The following is a 26,940-nucleotide window of genomic DNA, read 5'->3' on the forward strand; positions in this document are numbered from 1 at the left end:
GCGATGCATCCCAATGATGACGACCGCACCCAGTTCATGCCGCGCCCGGGTGGCCGTGCGCCAGAACCTGCGCGTGCCGAACCCGCGCCTTTGTCGATGCCGGCCGCGCCGATGCTCACCGGCAAGAGCCAGGGCCTCAACCCGTTGGAAAGCGCGGCTGGCCCGTTGCTGGCGCTGCTGACGCGTCTGCGCAACACCATCGCCCACCCGGCGCCCGCCAGCTTGCGTGCGCAGTTGCTGGCATACCTGCGCCAGTTCGAAGAGCGCGCCGAAGCCGCCGGCATTGCGCGCAATGAAGTGCTGCTGGCGCGCTACGCGTTGTGCACCGCGCTGGATGAAGCGGTGTTGAGCACGCCGTGGGGCAGCACCAGCGAGTGGGGCAAGCAGAGCCTGTTGATCACCGTGCACAACGAGGCCTGGGGCGGCGAAAAGGTCTTCCAGTTGCTCGACCACTGCCTGCAAAGCCCACGGGAACGCCTGTACCTGCTGGAGCTGTTGTACCTGTGCATGTGCCTGGGTTTCGAAGGCCGCTACCGCGTGATGAACGACGGCCGCAGCCAGCTGGAAGCGTTGCGCGAACGTACCGCCGCTGCGATTCGCAGCGCCCGTGGCGAACACGAGCGCGAACTGTCGCCGCACTGGCGCGGTGTGACCGTGGCCCGCGATCGCTTGGCGCAATTCATGCCGCCGTGGATCGCGGTGGCCATCGGCGTTGCGCTGTTGCTGGCGTTGCTGTTCGGCTTGCGCCTCAAGCTGGCGTCCGACGCGGAGCCGGTGTTCAAGAATATCCATGCCCTGGGCGAGATCCCGGTGCAAGCCATAGACCGCCCGGTGGCGCAGCCCAAGGTGATCGAGCGACCCCGCCTGGCGGGCTTCCTGGTGGAAGACATCAAGGCCGGCCGCGTGGCCGTGGAAGATGCCGTGGACCGTTCGATGGTGACCATCCGGGGTGACGAGCTGTTTGCGTCCGCCAGTTCCAGCATTGTCGATGACTACCAGCCGCTGATGCTGCGCATCGCCGACGCCATTCGCAAAGTGAAGGGCCAGGTGCGGGTTACTGGCCACAGTGACAACCGCCCGATTGCCACGCTGCGCTTCCCGTCCAACTGGGCGCTGTCGGAAGCGCGGGCCAAGTCGGTGCTGGAGATCCTGGCGGCCAAGACTGGCCAGGCCGAGCGCTTCAGCGCCGAAGGCCGCAGCGACACGGAGCCTGTGGCCACCAACAGCACAGCCGAAGGCCGCGCCCGCAATCGTCGGGTTGAAATCACTGTATTGGCGGAGGGCGTCGAGTGAAGGCGTTTTTCAGTTTCATGATTCGCTGGGTGATCCCGGTGCTGGGCTTGATCGCCTTGAGCCTGATCATCTGGTTTGTCGGGCCGTTGCTCGATGCCTTGGTGCCGGAAGGCCGCCGCTGGGCGCTGATCATCCTGGTGTTCGCGGTGTGGATTGCCTACCGCGTATTCCGCATCATCCAGGCCCGTCGCCAGGCCGCCGAAGTGATGCGCAGCCTGGCTGCCGAAACCCCGGCCGACCCTAACAGCGTGGCCACCGCCGAAGAACTCACCACCCTGCGCCAGCGCATGGACGAGGCCCTGGCGCTGCTGAAAAAAGCCAAACTGGGTGGCGATGAGCGCCGCAACCTCTACGAACTGCCGTGGTACGTGATCATCGGCCCACCGGGCTCGGGCAAGACCACCGCGCTGGTCAACTCCGGCCTGCATTTCCCATTGGCGGCCCAGTTGGGCGCCGGTGCCGTGCGCGGCGTTGGCGGTACGCGCAACTGCGATTGGTGGTTCACCGACCAGGCGGTGTTGCTCGACACAGCAGGCCGCTACACCACCCAGGACAGCAACTCCACGGTGGACAAGGCCGCGTGGTTGGGCTTTCTCGACCTGCTGAAAAAGCAGCGCTCGCGCCGCCCCATCGATGGTGCGTTCATCGCCATCAGCCTGTCGGATTTGTTGCTGGGCACCGACGCGGAACGTGCCGCCCACGCGGCCGCTATCCGCTTGCGTATCCAGGAGCTGTACACCCAATTGGGCGTGCGCTTCCCCATCTACCTGATGCTGACCAAGCTCGATTTGGTACCAGGCTTCATGGAGTTCTTCGACAACCTGAGCAAGGAAGACCGCGCCCAGGTGTGGGGCATGACCTTTGCCCTGGACGACGGCAAAAACAGCGACAGCCCGCTGGCGCATCTGCAAAGCGAATTCGCCGGGCTGGAACAGCGCCTCAACGAACGCCTGGTGGAACGCCTGCAACAGGAGCGCGACCCGGCGCGCCGCGACCTGATCTACGGTTTCCCGCAGCAGTTCGGCGCGTTGAAAGATTGCCTGCAAAGCTTCCTCGAAGGCGTGTTCAAACCCAATGCCTTTGAAGAGCGCGTGTTGCTGCGCGGTGTGTATTTCACCAGCGGCACCCAGGAGGGCAGCCCGATTGATCGCCTGATCGGCGCCATGGCCCAGAGCATGAACCTGGACCGCCAACAACTGGCGCGCCAGAGCGGCACCGGGCGCAGTTACTTCATCGAAAAACTCTTCACCGCCGTGGCGTTTGCCGAACGCGGGTTGGTGGGCGTGAACCCCAAGGTCGAACGTCGACGCAAGTGGATTGCGCGTGGCGTGCTGGCGGCCACCGTGGCGGTGGTCGTGGTGGTCAGTGGCCTGTGGTGGGTGAGTTACCGCGCCAACCAGGCCTACATCGCCCAGGTCGACCAGAAGGTTGCGCCGCTGGGGCAGGCGGTTCAAAGCCTGAGCCCGGCGCAGCGCGAAGTCCTCGCCGTGCTGCCATTGCTCAACGCGGTGAAGCACCTGGCGGGTGACTCGCCGAGCTGGTCCGAAGGGCTGGGGCTTTACCAGGGCGACATGCTCGAAGCCGAGTCGGCCAGTGTCTACCGCAAGCTGTTGATCGCGGTGTTTGCACCACGCCTGGTGACGCGCATCGAAGAGCAACTGCACGGCGGTGGCAATTCCGACTTCCTCTACGAAGGCCTCAAGGCCTACCTGATGCTGGCCGACAGCGAGCATTACGACCCGGACTTCATCAAGGCCTGGATCGCCCTCGACTGGGACCGCAACCTGCCGCGCGACCTGCCGGCCGATCAGCGCCAGGCCCTGAGCGGGCACTTGCAGGCGCTGTTCGAACGCCACCCGCCGAGTGCGCGCCTGGACCCACGCTTGATCGATGACCTGCGCCGGCAACTGCAACAACTGCCGGTGGCGCAGCGTGTGTATGACCGGGTCAAGCGGCAGAAACTGCCCGAAGGCATCCCGGACTTTCGCCTCAACGAAGCCGCAGGCCGTGATGCGGCGCTGGTGTTCAGCCGCAAAAGCGGCAAGCCGTTGGGCGAGCCGTTGAGTGGTTTCTTCACCGCCAAGGGCTACCGCCAGGCGTTCTTGCTCAGCAGCCTGAACCAGACCGGCACCCTGGCCGAAGAGCAATGGGTGCTGGGCCGCGAACAGGCGGATCAGCAAAACGTGGTGAGCCTGGCCGGTGATGTGCGCCGTTTGTACTTCCAGGACTATCAGCGTCAGTGGGACGCGCTGCTGGCAGACATCGACTTTGTGCCGATCACCAGCGTGGCCCAGGCGGCCGACGTGCTGCGGGTGATCTCCGGCCCGACCTCGCCGCTGAAAAAACTGCTGGTGGCGGTGGCCAAGGAAACCGACCTGCAAGCCGAAGAACGCCAACTGGCCGCCAAAGGTGTGCCGGTAGAAGGCGGCGTGGACAAGCTCAAAGAGCGCCTGGGCAGCCTGCTCGGCCAGGAGCAACCGGCGGCCAGCGCGCCCGCTGCTGCGGATGATCCGGTGACCGTGCACTTTGCCGAGCTCAACAGCATCGTCAGCAAAAACGAAGGTGAGCCGGCGGCCATTGATGGCTTGCTGTCCGACATGAATGCGCTGTACGTGCAGGTCAGTGCCATGGTCGGTGCCAGTGGCGACGCCTTGCTCGGCGAGGCGAAGAACCAGGCGGCGGCTGCGGCCACGCGGGTCAGCCTGAATGCCGAGCGTCAGCCACCGCTGGTGCAAGGCATGGTCAAGTCGGTGGTCAACTCCACCACCAACACCATGATGGGCGGGGTGCGTAACCAGCTGAACGCGGCGTGGGTCAGCGAAGTGGTCAACGTGTATCGCCAGTCCCTGGCCGGGCGTTACCCGATGGCGCCGGGCAGTGCGCGGGATGCCACCCTGGATGACTTCGGCCAGTTCTTCGGCGTGGGCGGGGTGATGGACAACTACTTCCGCAAATACCTGCAGCCTTACGTGGACACCTCCGCCCAGACCTGGCGCTGGCAGCCGGGCGCGGCGCAGAAGCTCGGGATTGCGCCGGGTGTGCTGCAAACCTTCCAGCGTGCGGCGGCGATCCGGGATGCGTTCTTCCGCGCCGGGGGCACCCAGCCCATTGTGCGTTTTGAACTCAAGCCGGTGTCGATGGACCCGACCATCACCCAGTTCCTGCTGGATCTGGATGGTCAGCAACTGAGCTACGACCACGGCCCCAGCCGCCCGGTGGCCATGCAATGGCCGAACCCCGGCAGCATTGGTGTGGTGCGGATTTCCATCATGCCGCCGTCGGCCAGTGGCCGTTCCGGTGTGACCCTGGACGGGCCGTGGGCTTGGTTCCGCCTGCTGGAGCAATCGGACCTCACGGCGGGCAACTCGCCGGACCGCTTCAACCTGCGCCTACGGGTTGACGGTGCGAGCATCGCCTACGAGTTGCGCGCCAACAGCGCGTTCAACCCGTTCAAGAGCCGGGTGCTCAGCGGTTTCAGCCTGCCGGAGCGGCTATGACGACGTTGGGTTTCTACGGCAAGTTGGCCAGCCGCGGTGACTTTGTCAGCCGCGCCTTGCCCCAGAGCTTTATCGGCCCGTGGGACAGCTGGCTGGCCGCAGGTTTGCTCGCCAGCCAGAACAGCCTCGGCGGTGACTGGCTCAACACCTACCTGGTCAGCCCGCTGTGGCGTTTTGTGCTGGCGCCGGGCGTGTGCGGGCCGGACGCCGCAGCGGGTGTGGTGATGCCGAGTATTGACCGGGTCGGGCGTTATTTTCCGCTGGCGGTGGTCATGTTGCTCGATCACGACACCAACCCTGCATCCCTGGTCGGCGGGCCGGACACCTGGTTCGAGCAAGCTGAAGAACTGCTGCTGAGCACGCTGGACGCGGGCGCGACCTTCGAAAGTTTCAACGAGGGCGTCGACAACCTGGGCCTGCCGGGCAGTGAACCCCGCGCGGTGGACAGCCGTTTCGCCGGCCTGCAACGGGTGGCCGCCACCGTGCCCCACGGGCGCCTGGCCGCGCTGGCCGAACAGGCCTGCGAAGGGGCGAGCCTGTGGTGGGGCCGCGGTTCGCAACAGATTTCCCCTGGTTTATTACGGTGTCAGGGCCTGCCTGCCGCCGGCGATTTTGCGCAGTTTTTGCTCGGACAAGAAGGTGTGGTGTAGATGGGGTCGACGTTCAAATCCGCGAGCAAAAGCCATGTGGGCATGGTCCGCCAGGTCAACGAAGACGCGTGCCTGGACCTGCCGGAGAACTGCCTGTGGGTGGTGGCCGACGGCATGGGCGGGCATGCGGCAGGCGACTATGTCAGCAGCCTGATCGTCGACAGCCTGCGCGGCGTGCCGGTGGGGCGTTCCCTGGACGAGTACTCGGCCGCCCTGCGCAACGACCTGGTCCGCATCAACGCCGCCGTGCGCGAAGAAACCGCCAACCGTGGCGTGAGCCTGATGGGCAGCACCGTCGTGGTGCTGGCGGCGCGTGGCCTGCGAGGCGTGTGCCTGTGGGCCGGCGACAGCCGCTTGTACCGCCTGCGCGACGGTGTGCTGGAAGGCATCTCCCGCGATCACAGCTACGTGCAGGACCTGCAAGACAGCGGCCTGCTCAGCGAAGCCGACGCCCGCGTACACCCGCGCGCCAACATCGTCACCCGCGCCATCGGGGTGGAGGCACAGCTGGACCTGGCCGTGACCGACTTGTTGATCGCCCCCGGCGACAGCTACCTGTTGTGCAGCGATGGCCTGAACAAGACCGTCGAAGACCATGAAATCCGCGAAGTGCTGAGCCACGACGCCCCCGACGAAATCGTGCGCAGCCTGGTGCACCTGGGGCTTAACCGGGGCGCACCGGACAACATCACCGCCATTGTCGTGAAGGTCTCGCCATGAACATCGTGATCCCGGGTTATGACATCGACGGCGAGATCGGCGAAGGCGCCATGGCCAGCGTGTATCTGGCGACCCAGCGCTCGCTGGAGCGCAAGGTGGCGCTGAAAGTGATGGCGGCGGCCCTGGCGGCGGATCCGACCTTCTGCGAACGCTTTTTGCGCGAGGGCAAGACCCTGGCGCGTCTGTCCCACCCGCACACCGTGACCATCCATGACATCGGCAATGTCGGTGAGCTGTATTACATGGCCATGGAGTACCTGCCCAACGGAACGCTCAAGGAGCGCATTGCCGCCGGCATGACCCCGGAGCAGGGCGTGACGCTGATCCGCCAGATCGCCTCGGCACTGGGTTATGCCCACGCCCAAGGCTTGGTGCATCGCGACGTGAAGCCGGCGAACATCCTGTTCCGCGCCGATGGCACGGCGGTGTTGTCGGACTTTGGCATCGCCAAGTCCCTGGACGACCGCACCCAGTTCACCCAGGCCGGGTTTGCGGTGGGCACGCCGAGCTACATGAGCCCGGAACAGGCGCGGGGCCAGGAGATCGATGGCCGCGCCGACCTGTACGCGTTGGGCGTGGTGCTCTACGAAATCCTGGTGGGCAAGCTGCCGTACACCGGCACCGATGCGCTTTCCACCGCGCTGGCGCACCTGACCGAACCCCTGCCGGAATTGCCGGTGCACCACGGCCGTTATCAGGACGTGCTGCGCAAGCTGTTGGCCAAGGACCCGGCAGAACGCTTTCCGGATGCGGCGGCCTTGCTGCGTGCGTTGGATCAACTGCCGGTGGATTCGCCGGAAGCAACACTGGTGCGGCCGTTGCCGATTCCCGTTCCGACCCCAGTCAGTTTCGACCTGGCCGGCATCACGCCAGAGTCCATCGAGATCCCCACTGATAAACCCCAGCCGGTGCGCCAGCCAGTGGTACCCCCCACCCAGCACAGCGAACAGCGGCGTGGTCCGGTGTTGGCACTGGCGGCCGTTGCGGTGGCGGTTGCCTTGGCCATTGGTGGGGCCAGTTATTGGTGGTTGAGTGGCAGCGATACCCCTGCCGCCAAGCCACCGGCTGCCGTGGTGCCGACGGTCACACCACCGCCTACGCCAGTTGCATCGGTGGCTGAGGTGGATGGCGGCCAGCGTCCGTTGCTGATGGCGGGCAAGAAGACCTTGTTCCAGCGGGTCCTGAGCAAGCCGGGGGCCAAACTTTCGGCCGAGGCGGGCAGTGCGCCGGGCAAGGCGTTGCCGGCGTTTTCCGTGCTGTATGTGTATCAACGCAAAGACGTCGACGGCAGCCCATGGGTACGCGTCGGTGCCGCCACCGATGGGCGCAGCGACGGTTGGTTGCCCGCGTCCCAAGTCAGCGACTGGAAGCAGAGCCTGGTGCTCAAGTTCACCGAGCGCTCAGGCCGAGCGCCGGTGATGTTCCTGCGCCAATCCGCAGAGGTGGAAAAGCTGCTGGCTGACCCGGCAGCCGCCAAAGGCGTATTGGCCAAGGCGCAGAAAAACAGTGACGACAACGGCCAGGTGCTGGCCCTGGAACCCACGGCCAGCGCGGTGCCGCAGAACCAGTTCTACCTGTTGCCGATCTTCGATTCCAAAGAGAGCTTCGACGAAAACGGCCAGCCGGTGCAGCTGCTCAATGTGGCGTCCATCGACCCCGGCAGCGCAGCGGCCAAGCCCGCCACGCCGGTGATCAGCGCCAACGCCGACGCCTTCCGGACTGCCGTGGTGCTGGTGGTGGACACCACCGTGTCGATGCAGCCGTACATTGACCAGGTGCGCGACGTGGTGCACGAGCTGCAAACCCGCATCGCCGAGCGCGGCGAGCTGGACAGCGTGAGTTTTGGCTTGGTGGGGTTCCGTAACAGCACGAAGAAAACCCCGGGCCTTGAGTATGTGGCCAAGACCTTGATCACCCTCGATCAGGGCCGCGACCCGCAACGCTTCCTCGACATGGCGCGTCAGGTCAAGGCGTCGACCGTGTCCAGCCATTCCTTCAACGAAGATGCCTTCGCCGGTGTGATGCAGGCAGTGGATGGCATGGACTGGTCCGGCTACGGCGGGCGCATCATCCTTTTGGTCACTGATGCGGGTGCGTTGCGCAAGAACGACCTGTTTGCCGCCACCCAGATGAACGAAGCCGAGGTGCGCCAGGCGGCACTGGGCAAGCAGATCAAGATCTACGCCCTGCACTTGCGCACCGATGCCGGCAAGAAAACCCACGCCGGCGCCGAGAGCCAGTACCGCATCCTTACGGCCGACGCCAACCCGCAGATCGGCGACCTGTACACGCCGGTGCCGGGTGGCGATGTACACAAGCTGGGTGAGCGCGTGGACGAGATCGGCAGCGTGTTCGCCAACCTCGTGCACCAGGTGCGCAGCAACACGCCGCAACCGGTGCCGTTGCTGAGCAGTGCGCCGAGCCTGGCGGACAAGTCGGCGGCGGTGGGTTATGCGATGCACATGGACTTCCTCGGTCGCAAGACTGCGAGCCAGGCGCCGCAGCTGGTCAGCGCCTGGACCGCCGACCGTGACCTCACCAACCCGGCGCTGCCGGCGTTCCAGGTGTGCGTGATGCTCACCAAGTTGCAGCTCAACGACTTGCAGCAGTCGCTGAAACTGATCGTCGATGCCGCGCGCAAGACTCAGACTTCCCCCAAGGATTTCTTCCAGGAAATCGCCAGCGCCTCGGCCTACATGAGCCGCGACCCACAGGCCCTGCGCAAGGGCGGCAACCTGGCCGACGGCGGCATCCTCGGCGAATACCTGGAAGGCCTGCCGTACCGCAGCAAGTCGCTGAACATGACCCAGGACCTGTGGTTGTCGTTGAGCGTGGCCGAGCAGGAAGACTTTATCGACGAGCTGGATTCGAAAATCCGCCTCTACGAAACCTTCCACAATGACGTGGCCAACTGGGTCCGTTTCGGCGATGCCGAGCCGGGCGATGCGTTGTACCGCGTGCCGTTGTCGACGTTGCCGTGATGTTGAGTCTGAGCGCGGTGCACAAGAGCCGGGGCGTCGGTAGCCAGCGCTATAGCCTGGTGATCCCGGCGCTTGCGCTGCGTGCGGGCGAGCAATTGGCGATTGTCGGGCCCAGCGGTTGCGGCAAGAGCACCTTGCTGGACCTGCTGGCGCTGGTGCTGGCGCCCGATCAAGTCGGGCAGTTTGAATTCCATCAGCACGACATCGCCGGGTTGTGGCGCGGTGATCAGCAAACCACGTTGGCCGCCTTGCGCAGCCAGCACCTCGGGTATGTGCTGCAAACCGGTGGCTTGCTGGGCTTTCTCGATGTGCGCAGCAATATTGCGTTGTCGCGCCAACTGCTGGGCTTGAAGGACGACGGCAGTGTGACGCGGCTGGCCGAGCAGTTGGAGATCAGCGACCAATTGGCCAAGAAACCCGCCGCCCTGTCGGTGGGCCAACGCCAGCGTGTGAGCTGTGCCCGCGCCTTGGCCCATGCACCGCAATTGGTGTTGGCCGATGAGCCGACCGCCTCCCTCGACCCGCTGAACGCAGAACGGGTGATGCAGGCGCTGCTGGCCCAGGCCCGCGAGCACCGTGCCGCCTGTGTGATCGCCACCCATGACGAACCTCTGGCCCGTGCCAGTGGCTTGCAGGTAAGGCGCATCAGTTGCCGTCGTGATACCGACGGCGGCGTCACCGCTACCCTCGGGGAGGCGTGCTGATGCGTATCGGTCTGGTGGCGTCGCTGGCCTGGCAGGACTATCGCAATGACGCCTGGTTGTCGGCCTGTTCAGTGCTGGCGCTGGTGGCGGTGATCGCGCCGCTGCTGGTGTTATTCGGCCTGAAGTTTGGACTGGTTAGCAGTTTGACCGAACGTTTGGAGACCGACCCCGCCACCCGTGAAATTATTCCGTTGGGCGGTGGTCGATTCAGCAGCGCATTTATCCAGCAGCTTGGCGAGCGTAGTGATGTGGCGTTTGCCGTACCGCGTACGCGACAGATTGCGGCGACCGCGCAGGTGGGCACCTTGACTCTGGAAATGCTGCCGACGGCCGCGGGTGACCCGTTATTGAACGGCCTGCCGATGCCCAAGGGGCTGGAGCAGATCGTGCTGAGTCACACCGCCGCTGAAAAGCTGGCAGCGCGGCCTGGCGATTGGTTGGACGCAAGCTTTGCCCGGCAAGTGGCGGGGCGCGTCGAAGCCCGGCGCACACGCTTGCAAGTGCTGGCAGTGTTGCCGCTGGAAGCTTTCGCCCGAGACGGTTTGTTTGCCGACCTGGGCTTGCTGGAAGTGGCGGAAGATTATCGCGACGGCCGTGCAGTGCCGGCGCTGGGTTGGGACGGTGAGGCGGCTGGCGCGAATGAGCAGCGGGTGTATCCGGCGTTTCGCTTGTACGCCCGTACCCTCAGCGATGTGGAGCCGCTGCGGGTGTTTTTTGCCGGGCAGAACCTGTTGGTCTCGACCCAGGCGCAGACCATCGCGCAGGTGCAGTCGTTGAGCCGCAACCTGTCGATCGTGTTCTGGGTGATTGCCGGAGTGGCGTGGGTGGGGGCGTTTGCGGCGATCTTCGCCGGGGCGTTGGCTGCCGTGGCGCGCAAGCGGCGGGAATTGTCGGTGTTGCGCCTGTTGGGGTTTTCCACCGGTGGGCTGCTGCTGTTTGTGGTGGTGCAGGCGCTGTACAGCGCGGGTGCCGCCGCCGTGCTCAGTGCCGCGCTGTATGGCGTGGCCGAGGCGGGTTTGAATCAACTCTTTGTGCAGGTGCCGGGCGAATACGCCAGCCACCTGCTGGCGCGTCACTACGGCCTGGCCCTGGTTGCTGTCCTGGGCGTAAGCGCCGTGGCGGCGGCCTGTGGTGGTTGGCGAGTGGCGCGTATCCAGGCTTCTGAAGGAATCAGAGATGTATAAGTTACTGGGCGCCTGTGTGGCGCTGAGCCTGGCCTCGATGGCCTGGGCCGATGAGGCGAGCGACAAGCTGGACAACCCCAAGCCGTTGGAAGGCGACGTCAGCCTGCCGCTGCCGTGCGACGGCAACATGCTGTTCCGCTACGCCTACGTGCTGGCCCAGGGCACCCTGGATGACCGCGAGATCAGCCTCGGCTACCCCTTTGCCGAAGGCGAGGCGGGTTATCAGCAGTCGTTCATTTCCGGCTACCGCCGCGACTTCATCAACGGCCAATTCACCCTCAAGGACCTGCCCAAGGACTGGAACAAAGTCATCGCGCCGTTGATGCCCAAGACCGACGCGAAGACCCCGCTCAAGCCGATGCTCTACTTCATTGGCAAGTACGAAGTGACCACGCGCCAGTACGCGCAAGTGATGTCCCAGGCGCAGTCCCTGGCCAGCGGCGAGCCGGCCCCGGCGTGCGATGCGCCGACGGGGATGGCGGCGCGCTTGCCCAAGGTGAAGCTGTCGCGCTTCGAGGCCGAGCGCTTCTCGGCGGTGTACAGCGCCTGGCTGATGAAATACCACCGCGACCTGCTGCCCGTGAGCGGGCGTGGTTCTTCGGCCGAAGACGGCGGCCTGGGCTTTGTGCGCCTGCCCACCGAAGTGGAGTGGGAGTTCGCCGCACGCGGTGGCCAGGCGGTGAGTCGCCAGGACCTGGAAGGGCGCCTGTTTCCTCGCCGCGCCGAGGGCAGTGAAACCGACGGCCCGCTGGCCGATTACGCGGTGTTCAACCAGGTTGCCGGTGGCACCGGCCAGGCTGCTCGCCTGATGCCCATCGGCACCAAGTTGCCCAACCCCATCGGTATGTTTGATGTGATCGGCAACGCCGCAGAAATGGTCCAGGAATCCTTTCAACTGGTCCACGCCGGTCGCCGCCAGGGCACCTACGGCGGCTTTGTGGTCAAGGGCGGCAACTACCTGGAAGGCGAGGGCACGTTGTTCACCGGCATGCGCCGCGAGTACCCGCTGTTCGCCGCCGATGGCACCGAGCAAAGCAACGAGACCACCGGTTTCCGCGTGGCGATTGGTGCGCTGTCGGCGCCGCGTTCGCGCTACAAGGAGCTGTTCGCCCAGTGGCAGAAAGAGGGCCGCCTGGCCTCGCTGACCGACGCGATCGACGACGCCCAAGACCCGACCAAACGCCTGGACAGCATCATCGCTGCCAGCGTCGACCCCAAGCTGCAAGCCGAGCTGGGGCTGGTCAACGAAGAGCTCAAGCGCAACGTCTCGCTGATCGCCCAGCAGCGCGAAGAAGCGGCGGGCAACCTGATCCAGTCGGCCGCGTTGGTGGCCGAAACCATCAGCAACTACAACATTCGCCTGGCCAACCTGCAGAAGAGTCGCCAGCAGGCCCTGGACAACAAGGACGAGGCCAGCGCGCAGCTGTTTGCCACGGCCATCGACAACGGCCGCAGCGCGCTGGATGGCGCGGTGGCGATCTATATCGACAACCTGGCCACCGGCACGCGTTACACCGATGCGGTGATCCAGGCGCAGTTTCAACGGATCAAGGAAGAGTTGGATCGCAAGCCAGTGCTCGGCAAGAGCCTGGTGACGCGCGCAACACTGTTCGTTCGCCATGTCGGCAATTACCGCAAGCAACAGCGGGCCGACCCGGCAACGATCTTGAAGGAATTGCTCGCAGCGAGCGGACAGCGATGATCGCTGGCTGTATGGCGAGCTTGGAAGGGACTCAGGCGGCGGTGGGCCGTGCTGGGCAAGTCAAACTTAAAAGAGAACACACCTATGCTTTTTTCCCGTAAGGCGGTTTCCAAGCGTCACTTGCTGCTGATCGCGGCCGGCTTCAGCACCGTGCTGACCGGTTGCGCCACGTCGCCGACCTCCAAGGTCGCGTCGAGCACCAAGGTCGAGTACTACCCTAACTGCTACGAGCCCGTGCAGCACCTGCGTGCCACCGATTCGGACATGACCAAGTCGGTCGTCACCGGCGCGGCGCTGGGTGCGGCGGGTGGTGCATTGCTGGGCGCCCTGACCGGCGACTCCGACAAGCGCGGCCGCAACGCCGCCATCGGTGCGGCGGGCGGCGCCTTGGCCGGTGGTGCTGCCGGTTACTACACCGAGCGTCAGAAGCAGATCAGCGATGACAACCAGCGCATCGCGTCCTACTCCACCGACTTCAACAAAAGCGCGTCGGATATCGACCGCAGCACCGCCTACGCCCGTGCGTCGCAGCAGTGCTACCAGAGCGCATTCACCAAGCTGGTCAATGACCGCAAGGCCAAGACCGTCAACGACACTGAAGGCCGCAAGCGCCTGGCGGAAATCGTCGCGGGCCTGAAAGAGTCCAATGACCTGATCGTCGCGGTCAACGGCAAAGCCAGCGAAGACCTGAACAACTACACCCAGGCCTACGAGAAAGACCTGCAGCAAGTGGGTGTGCAGCGTACTGACGTGGTGACTGTGGCCCAAGCCGACACCACGCCACCGGTTGCGCCGGCCAAGGGCAAGAAAGCCGTGAAGCCTGCGAAGAAGCCGCCACTGCCCACCGTGCCGAAAGAAGCGGTGACCACCGAGAAGAGCATCCAGACCGTGCAGGCCAAGCAAGCTGAAAGCAAGCAAGTGGCCAGCGCCGGTAAAGCGCAGATCGAAGGCACCTGCCGCGATCCAAACCTGGCCGACTGGGCGCCGGTGCCTTGCCCTAACGTTTAAGTAACATGTTGCTATAAGCGTTAAACGCCAGCCGATCTCCTGCTAAAGCGCGAGATCGGTGGCGTTCCCCGGACAAATCGTTACACTGCTGCGGCCACTCAATAATTACACCGAGGCCGTGTGCATGAAATTTCGTCTTCTCCTGTGGGTGCTGGGCCTGATGATGGGCAAAGCCAGCCGCACCAATCCCGCCTTCCAGCAACAGTTGGGTGACAAAGACCTGGCGTTCCAGTTGCAGACCCTCGACGGCAAGGTTGCCCGTCACTTCATCGTCAAAGATCAGCGCATTACCAGCCGCTCGGGTGTTCACCCCTCGCCGGCGTTCGCCATTGCGTTCAAGGACGCGGCTTTCGGCTTCGCCACGATGCAGGCGAAGAACAAGCAACTGGCGTTCATGACGGGGATTCAGGACAAGACGATCCAGATCAAGGGCAACCCGGCGCTGGTGATCTGGTTCCAGGGGTTGACCAAGTATCTGAAGCCGAAGAAAAAGAAATAGGGTTTTTCAGGTAGACCGAGTGGGATTCATCGCAGGCAAGCCAGCTCCCACATTCAACCGCATTCCAAAGAATGTACTCGGTCAACGGTGGGAGCTGGCTTGCCTGCGATAGCGGTCTAACCGGTTAAAGATTCAGCCCTGGCTGAACTGGGACGCCAGCTCACGCAACAGCACTTCTGCATCCAGCACTTTACCCACCACTTCCTCAGCCTTCTCACGGCTCAGGCCCAGGCGCTCAAGCATGGCGTCGGGGATCGCTTCGTCCGGCCCGGAACCGATACCGCGGCTGCGCAGGAGGCGCACCGCCAGGCACACCAGGTTCGGGTACTCGGCGTATTGGCCGTCGTAGGTCGGGTCGTGCTGGAAGCGCAGGGCAGTGGACAGCTCGTCCGGCATGTCCCAGTAGCGCATCAACCAGGCGCCGATCTGCTCACGGCTGATCCCCAGCAGGTGCTGTTCCACATAGCTGTGGCACAGGTGCGGGTTGACCTCCAGGTGACGGCAGATCAGCGAGAAGTGCGGCGGAAACACGTGAGCCAGCAACAGGTAACCGAAGTTGTGCAGTAGGCCGGCGAGATAAGTCAGGCCGGCTTCCGGGCGCTGGGCGCGTGGCATGGCACGGGTCAGGCCTTCGATCACGGCGGCGGTGTAGATCGACTGGTGCCAGTAGGGCGTGGACTGGTGCGGGTGGTCCTTGGGCAGGCTCAGGGTCTTGCCCAAAGCCAGGCCAAGTGCCAGGTTGATCACCAGGTCGAAGCCCAGCACGCGCACGATGGCGTCTTCAACTGAACGAATCTTGCCCGGCGAGGCGTAGTACGGCGACGCTGCCCAGCTCACCACTTGGGCGGCCAGCGCGGGGTCGGTCTCGACCACGCTGGTGATGTCATCAATGGTGGCATTGGGGTCGACCCGCAGCTTGATGATCTTCTGCGCGGTGTCGGCCAGCGGTGGAATCTCGATGGTCGCTTCCAGGCGCTGCTGGATGCGGCGGGCGGTGAACGCCTGCATCGCCTGGGTGATTTCCTCGCGGTCATCGTTAGGGCGGTCCAGGTTGGGGCGGATGTTGCTCAACGGCTCGCCAAAGTGACCGGCGCTGGCCTTGGTGAGCATGGTCTTGAAGTCGTCGCTGGAGATTTCCAGCAGCAGGCCGGCTTCACCCGAATGCACCAGCAGGCTGGGCTCGTTGAGCAGGCTGCCTTCGTACAGGCACGGCGAGGTGGTCAGTGCCGGCAGGCCCGGCAGCAGGCTCAGGTCATGTTTGCCCAGCATGCGTTCGACACGCTCCGGCGCGACGGCGGTGAGGCGGCGCCCAGTGAGTTCGGCGAGGCGGTTGAGGTCGAGCAACTGGTTCTGAGGGAACAGCACCATGAGTGCGCCGACGGCATCTTCCAGCAGCACTGCCTGGACCTTTCGTGCGGGATTCAGGCCAGGTTGTTCGGCAACTTCCGTGTAGCTGATGGCGAGCTTTGCGAGCAGAGCCCGAATAACCGGCGGAGCGGTCAGCGGGGCTGTGGCGAGGGCTACTTCTGACATGGCCTGATCCAATTTCTTACAGTTCCCGAAGTATAACCAGCTTGATACAACTGTTGGTCGACTAACTGTGGTTTGTGACGTGGTTGGCTATGGGAAGCGGTTGTTCAACCTGACGCCATCGCCGGCAAGCCGGCTCCTACAGGGTATTTCAGACTTGGCCGTATTGTTGGCCGTGGCGCAGCCAGCGGTCGAGCAGCGGGCTGACATGATCCGGCCAGCGTTCGAGCAGGGCCTGGGCGGCGTCGCGAACGGCGGGCAGCAGGTCGGCGTCGCGCATCAGGTCGGCGACCTTGAATTGCAGCAGGCCGGTCTGGCGGGTGCCGAGCATTTCGCCGGGGCCGCGCAGTTCGAGGTCTTTTTCGGCGATGACAAAACCGTCGTTGGTTTCACGCATGATGCCCAGGCGCTGGCGGCCGATCTGTGACAGCGGTGGGTGGTACAGCAGCACGCAGTGGCTGGCGGCGCTGCCCCGACCGACGCGGCCGCGCAACTGGTGCAGTTGGGCCAGGCCCAGGCGTTCGGGGTTTTCGATGATCATCAGGCTGGCATTGGGCACGTCCACGCCCACCTCGATCACCGTGGTGGCCACCAGCAGTTGCAGGTTGCCGGCCTTGAATTCGGCCATCACTGCGGCTTTTTCGGCGGGCTTCATGCGGCCGTGGATCAGCCCGACCTTCAGCTCGCCCAGGGCGCTGGTGAGGTCTTCATAGGTGGTTTCGGCCGCCTGGCAGGTCAGCTCTTCGGACTCTTCGATCAGCGTGCACACCCAGTAGGCCTGGCGGCCTTCAGCGCAGGCGCCGCGCACGCGTTCGATCACTTCGACGCGGCGGGTGTCGGTGACCAGCACGGTATTGACCGGTGTACGGCCGGGCGGCAGTTCGTCGAGGATCGAGGTGTCGAGGTCGGCGTAGGCGCTCATGGCCAGGGTGCGCGGGATCGGCGTGGCGGTCATGATCAACTGGTGTGGGCTCATGCGCCCGCCCACGCCTTTCTGGCGCAGGGCCAGGCGCTGTTGCACGCCGAAGCGGTGCTGTTCGTCGATGATCACCAGCGCCAGGTTCTTGAACTGCACTTCGTCCTGGAACAGTGCGTGGGTGCCCACAACCATCGGTGCGCCCCCGGCGATCTGTTCCAGCGCGGCGGCGCGGTTCTTGCCCTTGAGCTTGCCGGCCAGCCACGCCACCTCCAGGCCCAGCGGTTCGAGCCAGCGCTTGAAGGTGATGAAGTGCTGCTCGGCGAGGATTTCGGTGGGCGCCATCAGCGCCACTTGGTAACCGGCTTCCAGCGCTTGCAGGGCGGCAAGGGCGGCGACCACGGTCTTGCCCGAGCCCACGTCGCCCTGGATCAGCCGCAACATCGGTTCTTTCTGGCTGAGGTCGTAGGCGATCTCATTGCCCACCCGCTGTTGGGCACCGGTTGGCGCAAAGCCGAGGTTGGCCAGGTATTGCGCAGGCAGTTTCGTGGCCTTGGGCATGGCTGGCGCGCGCAGGGAGCGCATGCTTTCACGCAGGCGTTGCTGGGACAGTTGGTGAGTCAGCAGCTCTTCAAACGCCAAGCGATGCTGGGCCCAGTGATGGCCCAATGCCAATTCATCGACATCGGCGTCGGCCGGAGGGTGATGCAGGTAGCGGATTGCATCGGCCAGGGGTGCCAGCTGGTAGTCGCGGGCCAGTTCCAGGGGCAACCAGTCGGGCAGGCTTTTCGGGCCAAGCATGGTCAGGGTCTGCATGCACAACTGGCGCAAGCGCTGTTGGGTCAGGCCCTCGGTGAGTGGGTAGATCGGGGTGAGGGTGGTGTCTACCGGCGGCGGCTCGTCGCCGGTGATGGCGCGGTATTCCGGGTGGTAGATCTCCAGGCCCGACGCGCCCGGGCGGGCTTCGCCGTAGCAGCGCACGCGGGTGCCACGCTTGAGGCCTTCCTTTTGAGCATTGCTGAAATGGTAGAAGCGCAGGCTCAGGCCGCCGGTACCGTCCTGCAGGCGCACCACCAGGCTGCGACGCTTGCCCATCACCACGTCGGCACCGCTGACGGTGCCTTCGACCACCGCATCCTGCCCGGGGCGCAACTGGCCGATGGGCACCACACGGGTGCGGTCCTGATAGCGCAGGGGCAGGTGGAAGAGTACGTCCTGGAGGTTTTCCAGGCCGACCTTGGCCAATTTCTCGGCCATGGCTTCACCGACACCCTTGAGTGCCGTCACCGACACCTGTGACAACTCGGTCATACGGCTAATCAGCTCGCAACAGTCGGCTTGGCCACCGAGCACAGGCGGATCGAGTCGGCCAGGATCTCAATGGCCTTTGGCCGTGGGAAGCTGGCACGCCAGGCGATCGCCACGGTACGGAATGGCACGGGTGGCGTGAGTGGGCGCACTTCGATTACGCCGGGGGCGTAGTGATGGCTGTCGACTGCCGAGAGCGGCAGGATCGAAATGCCCAGGCCGGAGGCGACCATGTGGCGGATGGTTTCCAGGGAGCTGGATTCCACGGTGGTGTGCTTGGCGCCGTCGTTGCCTTTGGTCAGGGTCGGGCACGCTTCCAGCACTTGGTCGCGGAAACAGTGACCTTCGCCCAGCAGTAGCAGGCTCTTGTCGTTGAGCAGGCCGGCGTCGATGGTGTCTTTTTGCGTCCACGGGTGGCTGGCCGGCATCAGCACGTAGAACGGCTCATCGTAGAGCGGCAGGGTGAGCACGTCCGCCTCGTTGAACGGCAGGGCGATGATGATCGCGTCCAGCTCGCCGTTGCGCAGTTTGTCGCGTAGCACGTGGGTGAAGTTTTCTTCGATATACAGCGGCATCTGCGGCGCAACGCGGTGCAGTTGCGGGATCAGGTGCGGGAACAGGTACGGGCCGACGGTGTAGATGGCGCCGACTTTGAGCGGTGCCGTCAGCTGATTTTTGCCGGCCTGGGCCAGTTCGCGAATGCTTTGGGCTTGCTCCAGGACCTTCTGGGCCTGGGCAACGATGCCTTCGCCCACCGGAGTCAGGCGCACGGCGCTCTTGCTGCGCTCGAAAATCAGCACACCGAGTTCGTCTTCAAGCTTTTTCACACCCACCGACAGCGTCGGCTGGCTGACATGGCAACGCTCGGCCGCGTGGCCGAAGTGCTGCTCTTGGGCGAGGGTCACGATGTAGCGTAATTCTGTAAGAGTCATAGCGAGCGTCCATGAGGTTGCGGGCCAAGCATACCGGCTGCAATCGATAGACGCACGTTATCAGAACTTTGGTGGGGATTGAGCGGGGAATAGGGAGGATTTTGCTGATGCAGTAAATCAATGTAGGAGCTGGCTTGCCGGCGATGCAGGCACCTCGGTCTTAAGTTGCACCGAGGTGATGCTATCGCAGCGGTGCGGCGATCCGACAAACCAGCTTCAGTTGTTAGCGGCGACGCTTCTCGATGTTGTAAACGAACGGCGCGACGATCTCGACGCTGCCGCCCTTCAACATATCGGCCGGTGGCTTGGGCAGTGGCTGGGCACGACGGATCATCTCCAGGGTCGCACGGTCCAGATCGGCGTTGCCGGAGCGGCCCACCAGTTCGTAGGACAATACATTGCCTTCGGCATCGACCACAAAGCGCAGGCGGTTCATGCCTTCCTTGCCACGCTGTTGGGCACTTTGCGGGTACTTTTTGTACTTCTGCAAGTGGGCCAGCAGGGTGCCTTCCCAAGACGCTTTGGCCGCAATCTGTTGAGGCGACGGGCCAGGAACGGGCTGGGCCGACTTCTCAGCGGGTGCGTTGGTCGGTGGGGTTTCGCTCGGCGGCTCCTCGGAAGGTTTCTCCTTGGGCGGCTCGGGCTTTTTTTCCACGGGCTTGGGCGGCTGAGGTTTAGGCTTTGGCTTGACCGGCTTGGGCACCTGGATCGTTGGCTTGGGTGCCTCGGCCAGCTTCGGCAGGGGCAGCTCTTCCACCGGTGCAGGCGGTTGCGGCGGCGTGATCACCTTGGGCGGTGCCGGCGGCGGCGGGGCTGGCATCGGTGCCAGGTCGATGACCATGGCTGCCGGTGGCAACTGCACCGTACGCGGTGCTGACCAATGAAGCGCGATAGCGATCGCGACGGCATGCACGCCCAGTACGACGGCGAGGCTGGTGCCATATCGCGTCAGTTTGTGGCGCGTCGTGATCATTTCTTGGCTGCCGTCTCAAGTCCGACCAGGCCTACCTTGAGGTAGCCGGCTGCCCGCAGGGCATCCATCACGCTCATCAGGTCGCCGTAGTCCACGCCTTTGTCGGCCTGGAAGAAGATGGTCGTGTCTTTCTTGCCTTGGGTCTTGGCGTCGAGCACCGGGCCCAAGGTTTCAGCTTTGACTTCTTCTTCGCCCAGGAACAGGCGCTGGTCCGCCTTCACGCTGAGGAATATCGGTTTTTCCGGCCGCGGCGCAGGCTTGGCGCTGGACGCGGGCAGGTCGACCTTGATGTCCACGGTCGCCAGGGGGGCTGCCACCATGAAGATGATCAGCAGCACCAGCATCACGTCGATAAACGGTGTGACGTTGATTTCGTGGTTCTCGACGAGTTCGTCGTCGCCTTGATTCAAATGCAGGCCCATGGCCGATTACCCCACTTTCACCATGTGCGGTTGCGAGCTGCGCTCGGTAGGCAGGTGATCGAGGTCACGGCTGACCAGCAGCAGGACTTCTGCCGACGCGTCCGATACCTGGGCCTTGTAGCCGGCGATGGAACGGGCGAAGACGTTGTAGATCACCACCGCAGGAATCGCGGCAACCAGGCCCAGGGCCGTGGCCAGCAGGGCTTCAGCGATGCCTGGGGCAACGACTGCGAGGTTGGTGGTCTGGGTTTTGGCGATGCCGATGAAGCTGTTCATGATGCCCCACACGGTACCGAACAGGCCGACGAACGGCGCGGTAGAACCGATGGTTGCCAGCACGCCGGTGCCGCTGCTCATGTTGCGACCGCAGGCAGCCACCAGGCGCTCCAGGCGGAAGCTGACGCGTTCCTTGATGCCTTCTTTTTCGCGGGTGTTGGCCGACAGGCGCATTTCTTCCAGAGCGTCGTGGACCAGCAGGTTGGCCAGGGTGCCCTTCTTGGTCGCGGTTTCACTCGCTTCCTTGAGGGTGGTGGCTTTTTTCAGGTGGACGATTTCAGTGCGCAGGCGGCGTTTGGCGCCCAGCAGCTCGAAGCCCTTGGCGATCCAGATGGTCCAGGTGATGATCGAGGCAATGGCCAGGCCGATCATCACGGCTTTCACCACGACGTCTGCGTTCTGGTACATGCCCCATGGGGACAGGTCGTGGGCCATGCCCAGGGAGTTGTCCTGTTCGGCTTGAGCTTCTTCACCCAGGGCATTGATGCCGTCGATCGCGTTTTTGAGTTCCGGCGGCAGCTTGGAAACGTCGACGGTGCCGTCAGCGTTTTTTGGCACAGCTATTTGTTCGACGTGCGCTGCGGGTGTTTGTGCTGCGGCAGCTGGAGCAGCAGACGGTGCAGTGGCATCGGCGAATGCGGCGGTCGGTGCCAGCATTACGCTGAACAGCAACGCAGCAATCGCACGCCAGGCGCGGGATGGGCTGTGAGGCTTGGTTGGCGAAGCGGGGTTTGTATTACGTGTCATGCTGGCCGGACCTGAGAGAAAAAATGAGTGATCGTCCTGCCAGACCCGTGGGGGTCGAGGACAAATGGGCGGTTATTATTGCAAGTAATTCTTGTTAACAAAAGTAATACAGTTACTTAATTTGTCCTTTTGCTGGCCGCTGGTCATCTTCGGCGGCTAATCTGCGCCTTTAGTCATGGAGTTTTGTAATGTCTGCGCCCTCTGTTGTGATTGCCGGCTGCGGTGATGTGGGTAGTCGTCTGGCCAGCCAATTGCTGGACTCAAAATGGGAGGTCCACGGCCTGCGGCGCGATATTTCGCGGCTTCCGCAGGGGGTGATTGGCATTGCCGGCGACCTGTTCAATAAGGACTGCCCCGACACCTGGCCGATCGGCGGGGTGGATTACCTGGTGTATTGCGCAGCGGCCACCGACCACGACGAAGCCGGCTATCGCGCCGCTTATGTGCAAGGGTTGCAGCATGTGTTGGAGTGGCTGCAGGACTATGGCCAGGCGCCGAAACACTTGCTGTTTGTGTCCAGCAGCAGTGTGTATGGGCAGCAGAACGGTGAGTGGGTTGATGAAACGTCCGACACCCAGGCGCAGGGGTATTCCGGCAAGATCATGCTCGAAGCCGAGCAAGTGGCGCTCAACAGTGGCATACCGGCGAGCATCGTGCGCCTGACGGGCATTTACGGCCCGGGCCGAGAGTGGCTGCTGACCCAGGTACGCCAGGGCTATCGCGTGGCAATCGATCCACCTTTATATGGCAACCGCATTCATGCGGATGACGCGGCGGGCTTGCTGGCGTTTTTGTTGCGGCATGTGGAGCAGGGCGGCGCGTTGGATAAGGTCTACATTGGCGTCGACGATGCGCCGGCACCGTTGGCTGAGGTGGTGGGGTGGTTGCGTGAGTATCTGGGTGTGACGGAGTGGGCGGATGACGCCAGTGTGCGCCGGGCGGGGAGCAAGCAGTGCAGCAATGCACGGGTCAAGGCGTTGGGCTGGAAGCCGACGTATCCAACGTATCGCGAAGGCTATGCCGCGATTCTCAAAGGCTGAAACGCGGTTGAAAATGTGGGAGCTGGCTTGCCTGCGATAGCGGTGTGTCAGTCACATCTGCATTGGATGTGGCACCGCCATCGCTGGCAAGCCAGCTCCTACATTTGGATTCTCGTGAGGCGGATTACTGCTTTTCAAGCAGCCACTGGCGGGGGCCTGGGGTGAACGAGGGCACTTCATCCGCCTGCGCAGTGTTCACCGCCTGGAAGATTTCCAGCTGTTTGCCCTTGCGCGCAAAGATCCACGGGTTGCCCTTGCCGTTCAGTTGCAGCCAGATGCTGTCGTAACCGCCGCTCATGGAGGCGCAGTCGCCCGCCAGGCACAGCGAATACTGGTCGACACCCGGCAGGCCAGCCACCTGGCCATTGGCCTGGAACTGGACCGTGGCGCCGTCACCGTTGCCGTCTTTGATCTTCCAGTCGCCGCCCATGTAGGCCGCATACAGCGCCCGTTCAAAGTTGGCGCCCAGTGGCGCGCCTTCCGGGGCAGGGTCTTTGGCACGGGCGAACAGCTGCTCAGGCTCGTTGTCATTGGCCACTTGCAGCAGTTGTTTGCCTTTGCGCTTGAGTTCGGTGGCCGTGCTGCCGTAGAAATCCACGCTCCAGGCGCCGGATTTCTCACCGAGCAACTTGCCTTCGGCTACTTCAAAACCGTTGTAGTAGCGTGCCTGTGAAGCCTTGGTGTTCACTTCCCATTCAAGGTTAGGGCCATAGGTTTGCAGGGCTTCACGCAAAGGGCCGCCCTTGGCTGCCGCATCGATGGCGACCTGGTTGATCCAGGTGCCGCTCACATCCAGGTCGGCAGGGTTGCTGGCGCAGCCGCCGAGCAACAGGGCGAGCAACGATGAGGCTACAAGCGCTTTGCGCATTACGAAATCCTTCTGAAACAAAGTCGGCGCAGCCCTTTGAGGGCTGCGCCGGGTGTTTTACTCGATGACCAGAATCGCGTCCATCTCAACCTGTGCGCCCTTTGGCAGGGCAGCAACGCCGATGGCGGCGCGGGCTGGGTAGGGTTGTTCGAAGTATTTGCCCATGATCTCGTTGACCTTGGCGAAGTGGCTCAGGTCGGTGAGGAAGATGTTCAACTTGACGATGTCCTTGAACGAACCGCCAGCGGCTTCGGCAACAGACTTGAGGTTCTCGAAGACTTGTACGGTCTGGGCTTCGAAGCCTTCAACCAGCTCCATGGTCTTTGGGTCCAGCGGGATCTGGCCGGACATGTAGACGGTGTTGCCCGCCTTGATGGCCTGGGAGTAGGTGCCGATGGCCGCCGGGGCCTTGTCGCTGGTGATAACAGTCTTGGTCATGAGTGACTCCTTGTAAGAGGCAGGTTATGCACGCATGCGGGTGATACGAATCACACCAGTCAAGGCGCGCAGTTTCTTGATCACGCGGGCCAGGTGCACGCGGTCGTGGACGCTGACCACCAACTGGACCACGCTGATGCGACCATCGCGCTCGTCCATGCTGATTTTCTCGATATTGCCGTCGGCCGCGTTGACGCTGCTGGCCAGCAGTGCGATCAGGCCGCGCTGGTGTTCCAGCTCCACCCGCAGCTCGACGTTGAATTCGCCGGTGACATCCTTGGCCCACGAGAGCTGGATGCATTTTTCCGGGTTGTGGCGGATTTCGGTGATGTTGCGGCAGTTGTCCAGGTGCACCACCATGCCTTTGCCCGCCGACAGGTGGCCAACAATCGGGTCGCCCGGGATCGGCGTGCAGCACTTGGCGTAGCTGAGCACCAGGCCCTCGGTGCCGCGAATTGCCAGCGGGCCTTCCGGGCTTGGCAACTGTTCGCCTTCGCCGAGCAGGCGACGGGCGACCACGTAGGCCATGCGGTTGCCCAGGCCGATATCTTCCAGCAGGTCCTCGATGGTTTCCTGACGATATTCGTGGAGCATCGCTTGCACGCGCTCGGCCGGGATCTTGTCGAGGGCGCTATCGAAGCCGTTGAGCACCTTGTTCAGCAGGCGTTCGCCGAGGCTGATGGACTCGGAGCGGCGCTGCAGCTTCAGGGCGTGACGGATGTGGGTGCGCGCCTTGCCGGTGACCACGAAGTTGAGCCACGCCGGGTTCGGGCGTGCGCCCGGTGCGCTGACGATCTCGACTGTGGAGCCGCTTTGCAGCGGTTCAGACAGCGGCGCGAGACGACGATTGATCCGACACGCAATACAGCTGTTGCCTACGTCGGTGTGCACGGCGTAAGCAAAGTCGACCGCCGTGGAGCCTTTTGGCAGCTCCATGATCCGGCCTTTGGGCGTGAACACGTAGACCTCGTCCGGGAACAGGTCGATCTTCACGCTTTCGATAAATTCGAGGGAGTTGCCGGCACGTTGCTGCATTTCCAGCACGCCCTTGACCCACTGGCGGGCGCGGGCATGGGTGCCTTTTGGCTGCTCGTCGCCGCTGGATTTGTACAGCCAATGGGCGGCGATGCCGTTGTTGGCCATCTCTTCCATTTCGCGGGTGCGGATCTGGATCTCGATCGGCACGCCGTGCATACCGAACAGCGTGGTATGCAGCGACTGGTAGCCGTTGGCCTTGGGAATCGCGATGTAGTCCTTGAAGCGGCCTGGCAGGGGTTTGTACAAATTATGTACAGCACCCAGCACGCGGTAGCAGGTGTCGACCTTGTCGACGATGATCCGGAACGCGTACACGTCCATGATCTCATTGAAGGCCCGGCGCTTGCCGCGCATCTTTTTATAGATGCCGTAGATGTGCTTCTGTCGGCCACTGACCTCGCCCTCGATCTCGTCGATCGCCAGGCAATGGCTCAGGGACTCTTCGATCTTGTTGACGATTTCCTTGCGGTTGCCCCGGGCGCGCTTGACCGCCTGGTAAATGCGCGCTGAGCGCATCGGGTGCATGGCCTTGAAGCCGAGGTCTTCGAATTCGATACGAATGGCGTGCATGCCCAGCCGGTTGGCGATGGGCGCGTAGATTTCCAGGGTTTCCTTGGCGATGCGCCGGCGCTTTTCGCCGGACAGCACTTCCAGCGTGCGCATGTTGTGCAGCCGGTCGGCCAGCTTGACCAGAATTACCCGGATATCGCGGGCCATGGCCATGGCCATCTTCTGGAAGTTTTCCGCCTGGGCTTCGGCCTTGGTCTCGAAGTTCATCTGGGTCAGTTTGCTGACCCCGTCGACCAGTTCGGCCACGGTTTCGCCAAATTGTGCGCTGAGCGCTTCCTTGGCGATGCCGGTGTCTTCGATCACGTCATGCAGCATCGCGGCCATCAGGCTCTGATGGTCCATGTGCATGTCGGCAAGAATGTTTGCCACCGCAAGAGGATGGGTGACATACGCCTCGCCGCTGCGGCGGCGTTGGCCGTCGTGGGCTTGTTCGGCGTAGAAATACGCTCGGCGGACCAGGTTGACCTGGTCTGGGCCGAGGTAGGTCGATAAGCGATCGGCGAGGGCGTCTATGCTCGGCAAAGTGTTAACTCCTGCCGTTGGCTGTGACCCCGCGCCGTGCTACGTCGACCAGGCATAGGCTTAGACGGCCTCGTTGGACTCGTCCTCGAACGCTGCAAACAGCGGTTCGTCTTCAACGATTTCAGCGTTGGCGATGAACTCGTAGCTCATCAGGCCTTCAGCGATTTCACGCAGGGCGACAACGGTAGGCTTGTCGTTTTCCCACTGGACCAGGGGCTCTTTGCCGCCAGTGGCCAGTTGACGGGCACGCTTGGTAGAGAGCATGACCAGCTCAAAGCGGTTATCCACGTGTTCTAGGCAGTCTTCAACGGTTACGCGGGCCATGGTATTCCTCGGAGCGAATGCAAGATGCGCGCTGCCCGGTTGGGCGAGCGGACTGAGCAGTTTAAAAAATCACCAGCGTTTAGGGAAGCGCTGATTTTTCGCGAGCCTTCGTAAAACCGCTGCAAGCACCAATGTAAAGCCCTTGCAGCCATTTTGGGAAGAGCCAATCAACCGAGCAGTTCGGCCAGCAATTTGCCGAAACGCTGCTGTTGGCGCTTTTGCTGGAGCTGATTGGTGCGGAAAATCGCCTTCAAATCCTCCAGCGCGTGGGAAAAGTCGTCGTTAATGATCAGGTAGTCGTAGTCGACGTAGTGGCTCATTTCGCTGACGGCCTCACGCATGCGGCCTTCGATGATCTCGTCGCTGTCCTGGCCACGGTTGGTCAGGCGCTGGTGCAAGGCTTCCAGGGACGGCGGCAGGATGAAGATCGAACGCGCCTTGGGCATCAGCTGGCGTACCTGCTCGGCACCTTGCCAGTCGATTTCCAGGATCAGGTCGTGGCCTTCGTCCAGGGTCTGCTGCAGGTGGCTTTGCGAGGTGCCGTAGAGGTTGCCGAACACTTCGGCGCGCTCCAGGAAGTCGCCGTGCTCGATCATCTTCACGAACTCGGTGCGCTCGACGAAGTGGTAGTGCACGCCGTTCACCTCACCCGGGCGCATGGCGCGGGTAGTGTGGGAGACCGAGATGCGGATCTGCTCGTCGGCGTCGGTCAGGGCCTTGACCAGGCTGCTCTTGCCCGCGCCCGAGGGGGCGGAAATGATGTAAAGGGTGCCGGTGCTGTGGGTCATGGAAGTTGCC

Annotated in this window: 22 protein-coding genes; 11 read left to right on the forward strand and 11 right to left on the reverse strand. The window is 63.4% G+C overall.

Annotated features, from left to right (window positions below):
• The first annotated feature begins 3 nt into the window (after positions 1-3).
• The 10 genes from AC07SU_RS15435 (at position 4) to AC07SU_RS15480 (ending at position 14,238) form a co-directional block, all read left to right on the forward strand.
• Positions 4-1,293: a DotU family type VI secretion system protein gene (locus AC07SU_RS15435; protein ID WP_494997524.1), complete on the forward strand. Its 1,290-nt coding sequence runs from the start codon at positions 4-6 to the stop codon at positions 1,291-1,293.
• Positions 1,290-4,790 carry a type VI secretion system membrane subunit TssM gene (gene tssM, locus AC07SU_RS15440; protein ID WP_494997525.1) on the forward strand — a complete coding sequence of 1,167 codons (3,501 nt, stop codon included), beginning with the start codon at positions 1,290-1,292 and terminating at the stop codon, positions 4,788-4,790. Before AC07SU_RS15435 ends, tssM begins: the two co-directional genes overlap by 4 nt.
• Positions 4,787-5,440, forward strand: coding sequence for a type VI secretion system-associated protein TagF (gene tagF, locus AC07SU_RS15445; RefSeq protein ID WP_176994474.1), 654 nt, complete (start codon positions 4,787-4,789; stop codon positions 5,438-5,440). Before tssM ends, tagF begins: the two co-directional genes overlap by 4 nt.
• The gene (locus tag AC07SU_RS15450) at positions 5,441-6,160 is read left to right on the forward strand and encodes a PP2C family protein-serine/threonine phosphatase (protein ID WP_494997526.1); all 720 of its coding nucleotides are present in this window, start codon (positions 5,441-5,443) and stop codon (positions 6,158-6,160) included.
• The gene (locus AC07SU_RS15455) at positions 6,157-9,141 is read left to right on the forward strand and encodes a serine/threonine-protein kinase (RefSeq protein ID WP_494997527.1); all 2,985 of its coding nucleotides are present in this window, start codon (positions 6,157-6,159) and stop codon (positions 9,139-9,141) included. Before AC07SU_RS15450 ends, AC07SU_RS15455 begins: the two co-directional genes overlap by 4 nt.
• Complete coding sequence (locus tag AC07SU_RS15460; protein WP_176994471.1) at positions 9,141-9,845, forward strand: ABC transporter ATP-binding protein; 705 nt, start codon at positions 9,141-9,143, stop codon at positions 9,843-9,845. Before AC07SU_RS15455 ends, AC07SU_RS15460 begins: the two co-directional genes overlap by 1 nt.
• Positions 9,845-11,029 carry an ABC transporter permease family protein gene (locus tag AC07SU_RS15465; RefSeq protein ID WP_494997528.1) on the forward strand — a complete coding sequence of 395 codons (1,185 nt, stop codon included), beginning with the start codon at positions 9,845-9,847 and terminating at the stop codon, positions 11,027-11,029. The genes AC07SU_RS15460 and AC07SU_RS15465 overlap by 1 nt, the downstream gene beginning before the upstream one ends.
• Positions 11,022-12,731, forward strand: a complete 1,710-nt coding sequence (locus tag AC07SU_RS15470; RefSeq protein WP_176994469.1) for a formylglycine-generating enzyme family protein — start codon at positions 11,022-11,024, stop codon at positions 12,729-12,731. Before AC07SU_RS15465 ends, AC07SU_RS15470 begins: the two co-directional genes overlap by 8 nt.
• An 84-nt stretch (positions 12,732-12,815) precedes the next feature.
• Positions 12,816-13,739 (forward strand): type VI secretion system-associated lipoprotein TagQ, encoded by a 924-nt coding sequence (tagQ, locus tag AC07SU_RS15475; protein WP_176994468.1) that lies wholly within the window; start codon positions 12,816-12,818, stop codon positions 13,737-13,739.
• A 124-nt stretch (positions 13,740-13,863) separates the two neighbouring features.
• On the forward strand, positions 13,864-14,238 hold the full coding sequence (locus tag AC07SU_RS15480; protein ID WP_176994467.1) for a helicase: 375 nt from the start codon (positions 13,864-13,866) through the stop codon (positions 14,236-14,238).
• A gap of 132 nt (positions 14,239-14,370) precedes the next feature.
• On the opposite strand, the gene AC07SU_RS15485 is transcribed toward AC07SU_RS15480, so the two are convergent.
• The 6 genes from AC07SU_RS15485 to exbB form a co-directional block, all read right to left on the reverse strand.
• The gene (locus AC07SU_RS15485; protein ID WP_176994466.1) at positions 14,371-15,771 is read right to left on the reverse strand and encodes an aminoacyl-tRNA deacylase and HDOD domain-containing protein; all 1,401 of its coding nucleotides are present in this window, start codon (positions 15,769-15,771) and stop codon (positions 14,371-14,373) included.
• Positions 15,772-15,919: 148 nt separating this feature from the next.
• Positions 15,920-17,995 carry an ATP-dependent DNA helicase RecG gene (gene recG / locus AC07SU_RS15490; protein ID WP_494997529.1) on the reverse strand — a complete coding sequence of 692 codons (2,076 nt, stop codon included), beginning with the start codon at positions 17,993-17,995 and terminating at the stop codon, positions 15,920-15,922.
• A gap of 8 nt (positions 17,996-18,003) precedes the next feature.
• Positions 18,004-18,924 (reverse strand): hydrogen peroxide-inducible genes activator, encoded by a 921-nt coding sequence (locus tag AC07SU_RS15495; RefSeq protein ID WP_494997530.1) that lies wholly within the window; start codon positions 18,922-18,924, stop codon positions 18,004-18,006.
• Positions 18,925-19,147: 223 nt separating this feature from the next.
• Positions 19,148-19,897 (reverse strand): TonB family protein, encoded by a 750-nt coding sequence (locus AC07SU_RS15500; RefSeq protein WP_494997531.1) that lies wholly within the window; start codon positions 19,895-19,897, stop codon positions 19,148-19,150.
• The gene (exbD, locus tag AC07SU_RS15505; protein ID WP_003195519.1) at positions 19,894-20,319 is read right to left on the reverse strand and encodes a TonB system transport protein ExbD; all 426 of its coding nucleotides are present in this window, start codon (positions 20,317-20,319) and stop codon (positions 19,894-19,896) included. Before exbD ends, AC07SU_RS15500 begins: the two co-directional genes overlap by 4 nt.
• A 6-nt stretch (positions 20,320-20,325) precedes the next feature.
• The gene (gene exbB, locus AC07SU_RS15510; protein WP_176994462.1) at positions 20,326-21,342 is read right to left on the reverse strand and encodes a tonB-system energizer ExbB; all 1,017 of its coding nucleotides are present in this window, start codon (positions 21,340-21,342) and stop codon (positions 20,326-20,328) included.
• Positions 21,343-21,530: 188 nt separating this feature from the next.
• Between exbB and AC07SU_RS15515 the strand changes: the two genes are divergently transcribed.
• Positions 21,531-22,382: an SDR family oxidoreductase gene (locus AC07SU_RS15515; protein WP_494997532.1), complete on the forward strand. Its 852-nt coding sequence runs from the start codon at positions 21,531-21,533 to the stop codon at positions 22,380-22,382.
• 124 nt (positions 22,383-22,506) lie between these two features.
• On the opposite strand, the gene AC07SU_RS15520 is transcribed toward AC07SU_RS15515, so the two are convergent.
• From AC07SU_RS15520 to gmk, 5 genes are all read right to left on the reverse strand, one after another.
• Positions 22,507-23,250: a hypothetical protein gene (locus tag AC07SU_RS15520; RefSeq protein ID WP_176994460.1), complete on the reverse strand. Its 744-nt coding sequence runs from the start codon at positions 23,248-23,250 to the stop codon at positions 22,507-22,509.
• Positions 23,251-23,307: 57 nt separating this feature from the next.
• Positions 23,308-23,688 (reverse strand): RidA family protein, encoded by a 381-nt coding sequence (locus AC07SU_RS15525; RefSeq protein ID WP_003176922.1) that lies wholly within the window; start codon positions 23,686-23,688, stop codon positions 23,308-23,310.
• 24 nt (positions 23,689-23,712) lie between these two features.
• Positions 23,713-25,818 (reverse strand): bifunctional GTP diphosphokinase/guanosine-3',5'-bis pyrophosphate 3'-pyrophosphohydrolase, encoded by a 2,106-nt coding sequence (spoT, locus tag AC07SU_RS15530; protein WP_017735756.1) that lies wholly within the window; start codon positions 25,816-25,818, stop codon positions 23,713-23,715.
• A 60-nt stretch (positions 25,819-25,878) separates the two neighbouring features.
• On the reverse strand, positions 25,879-26,142 hold the full coding sequence (gene rpoZ, locus AC07SU_RS15535) for a DNA-directed RNA polymerase subunit omega (protein ID WP_003176920.1): 264 nt from the start codon (positions 26,140-26,142) through the stop codon (positions 25,879-25,881).
• A 167-nt stretch (positions 26,143-26,309) separates the two neighbouring features.
• Positions 26,310-26,930, reverse strand: a complete 621-nt coding sequence (gmk, locus tag AC07SU_RS15540) for a guanylate kinase (RefSeq protein WP_176994459.1) — start codon at positions 26,928-26,930, stop codon at positions 26,310-26,312.
• Between the last annotated feature and the right edge of the window lie 10 nt (positions 26,931-26,940).

Source organism: Pseudomonas sp. GW821-FHT05H12 (assembly GCF_059419385.1).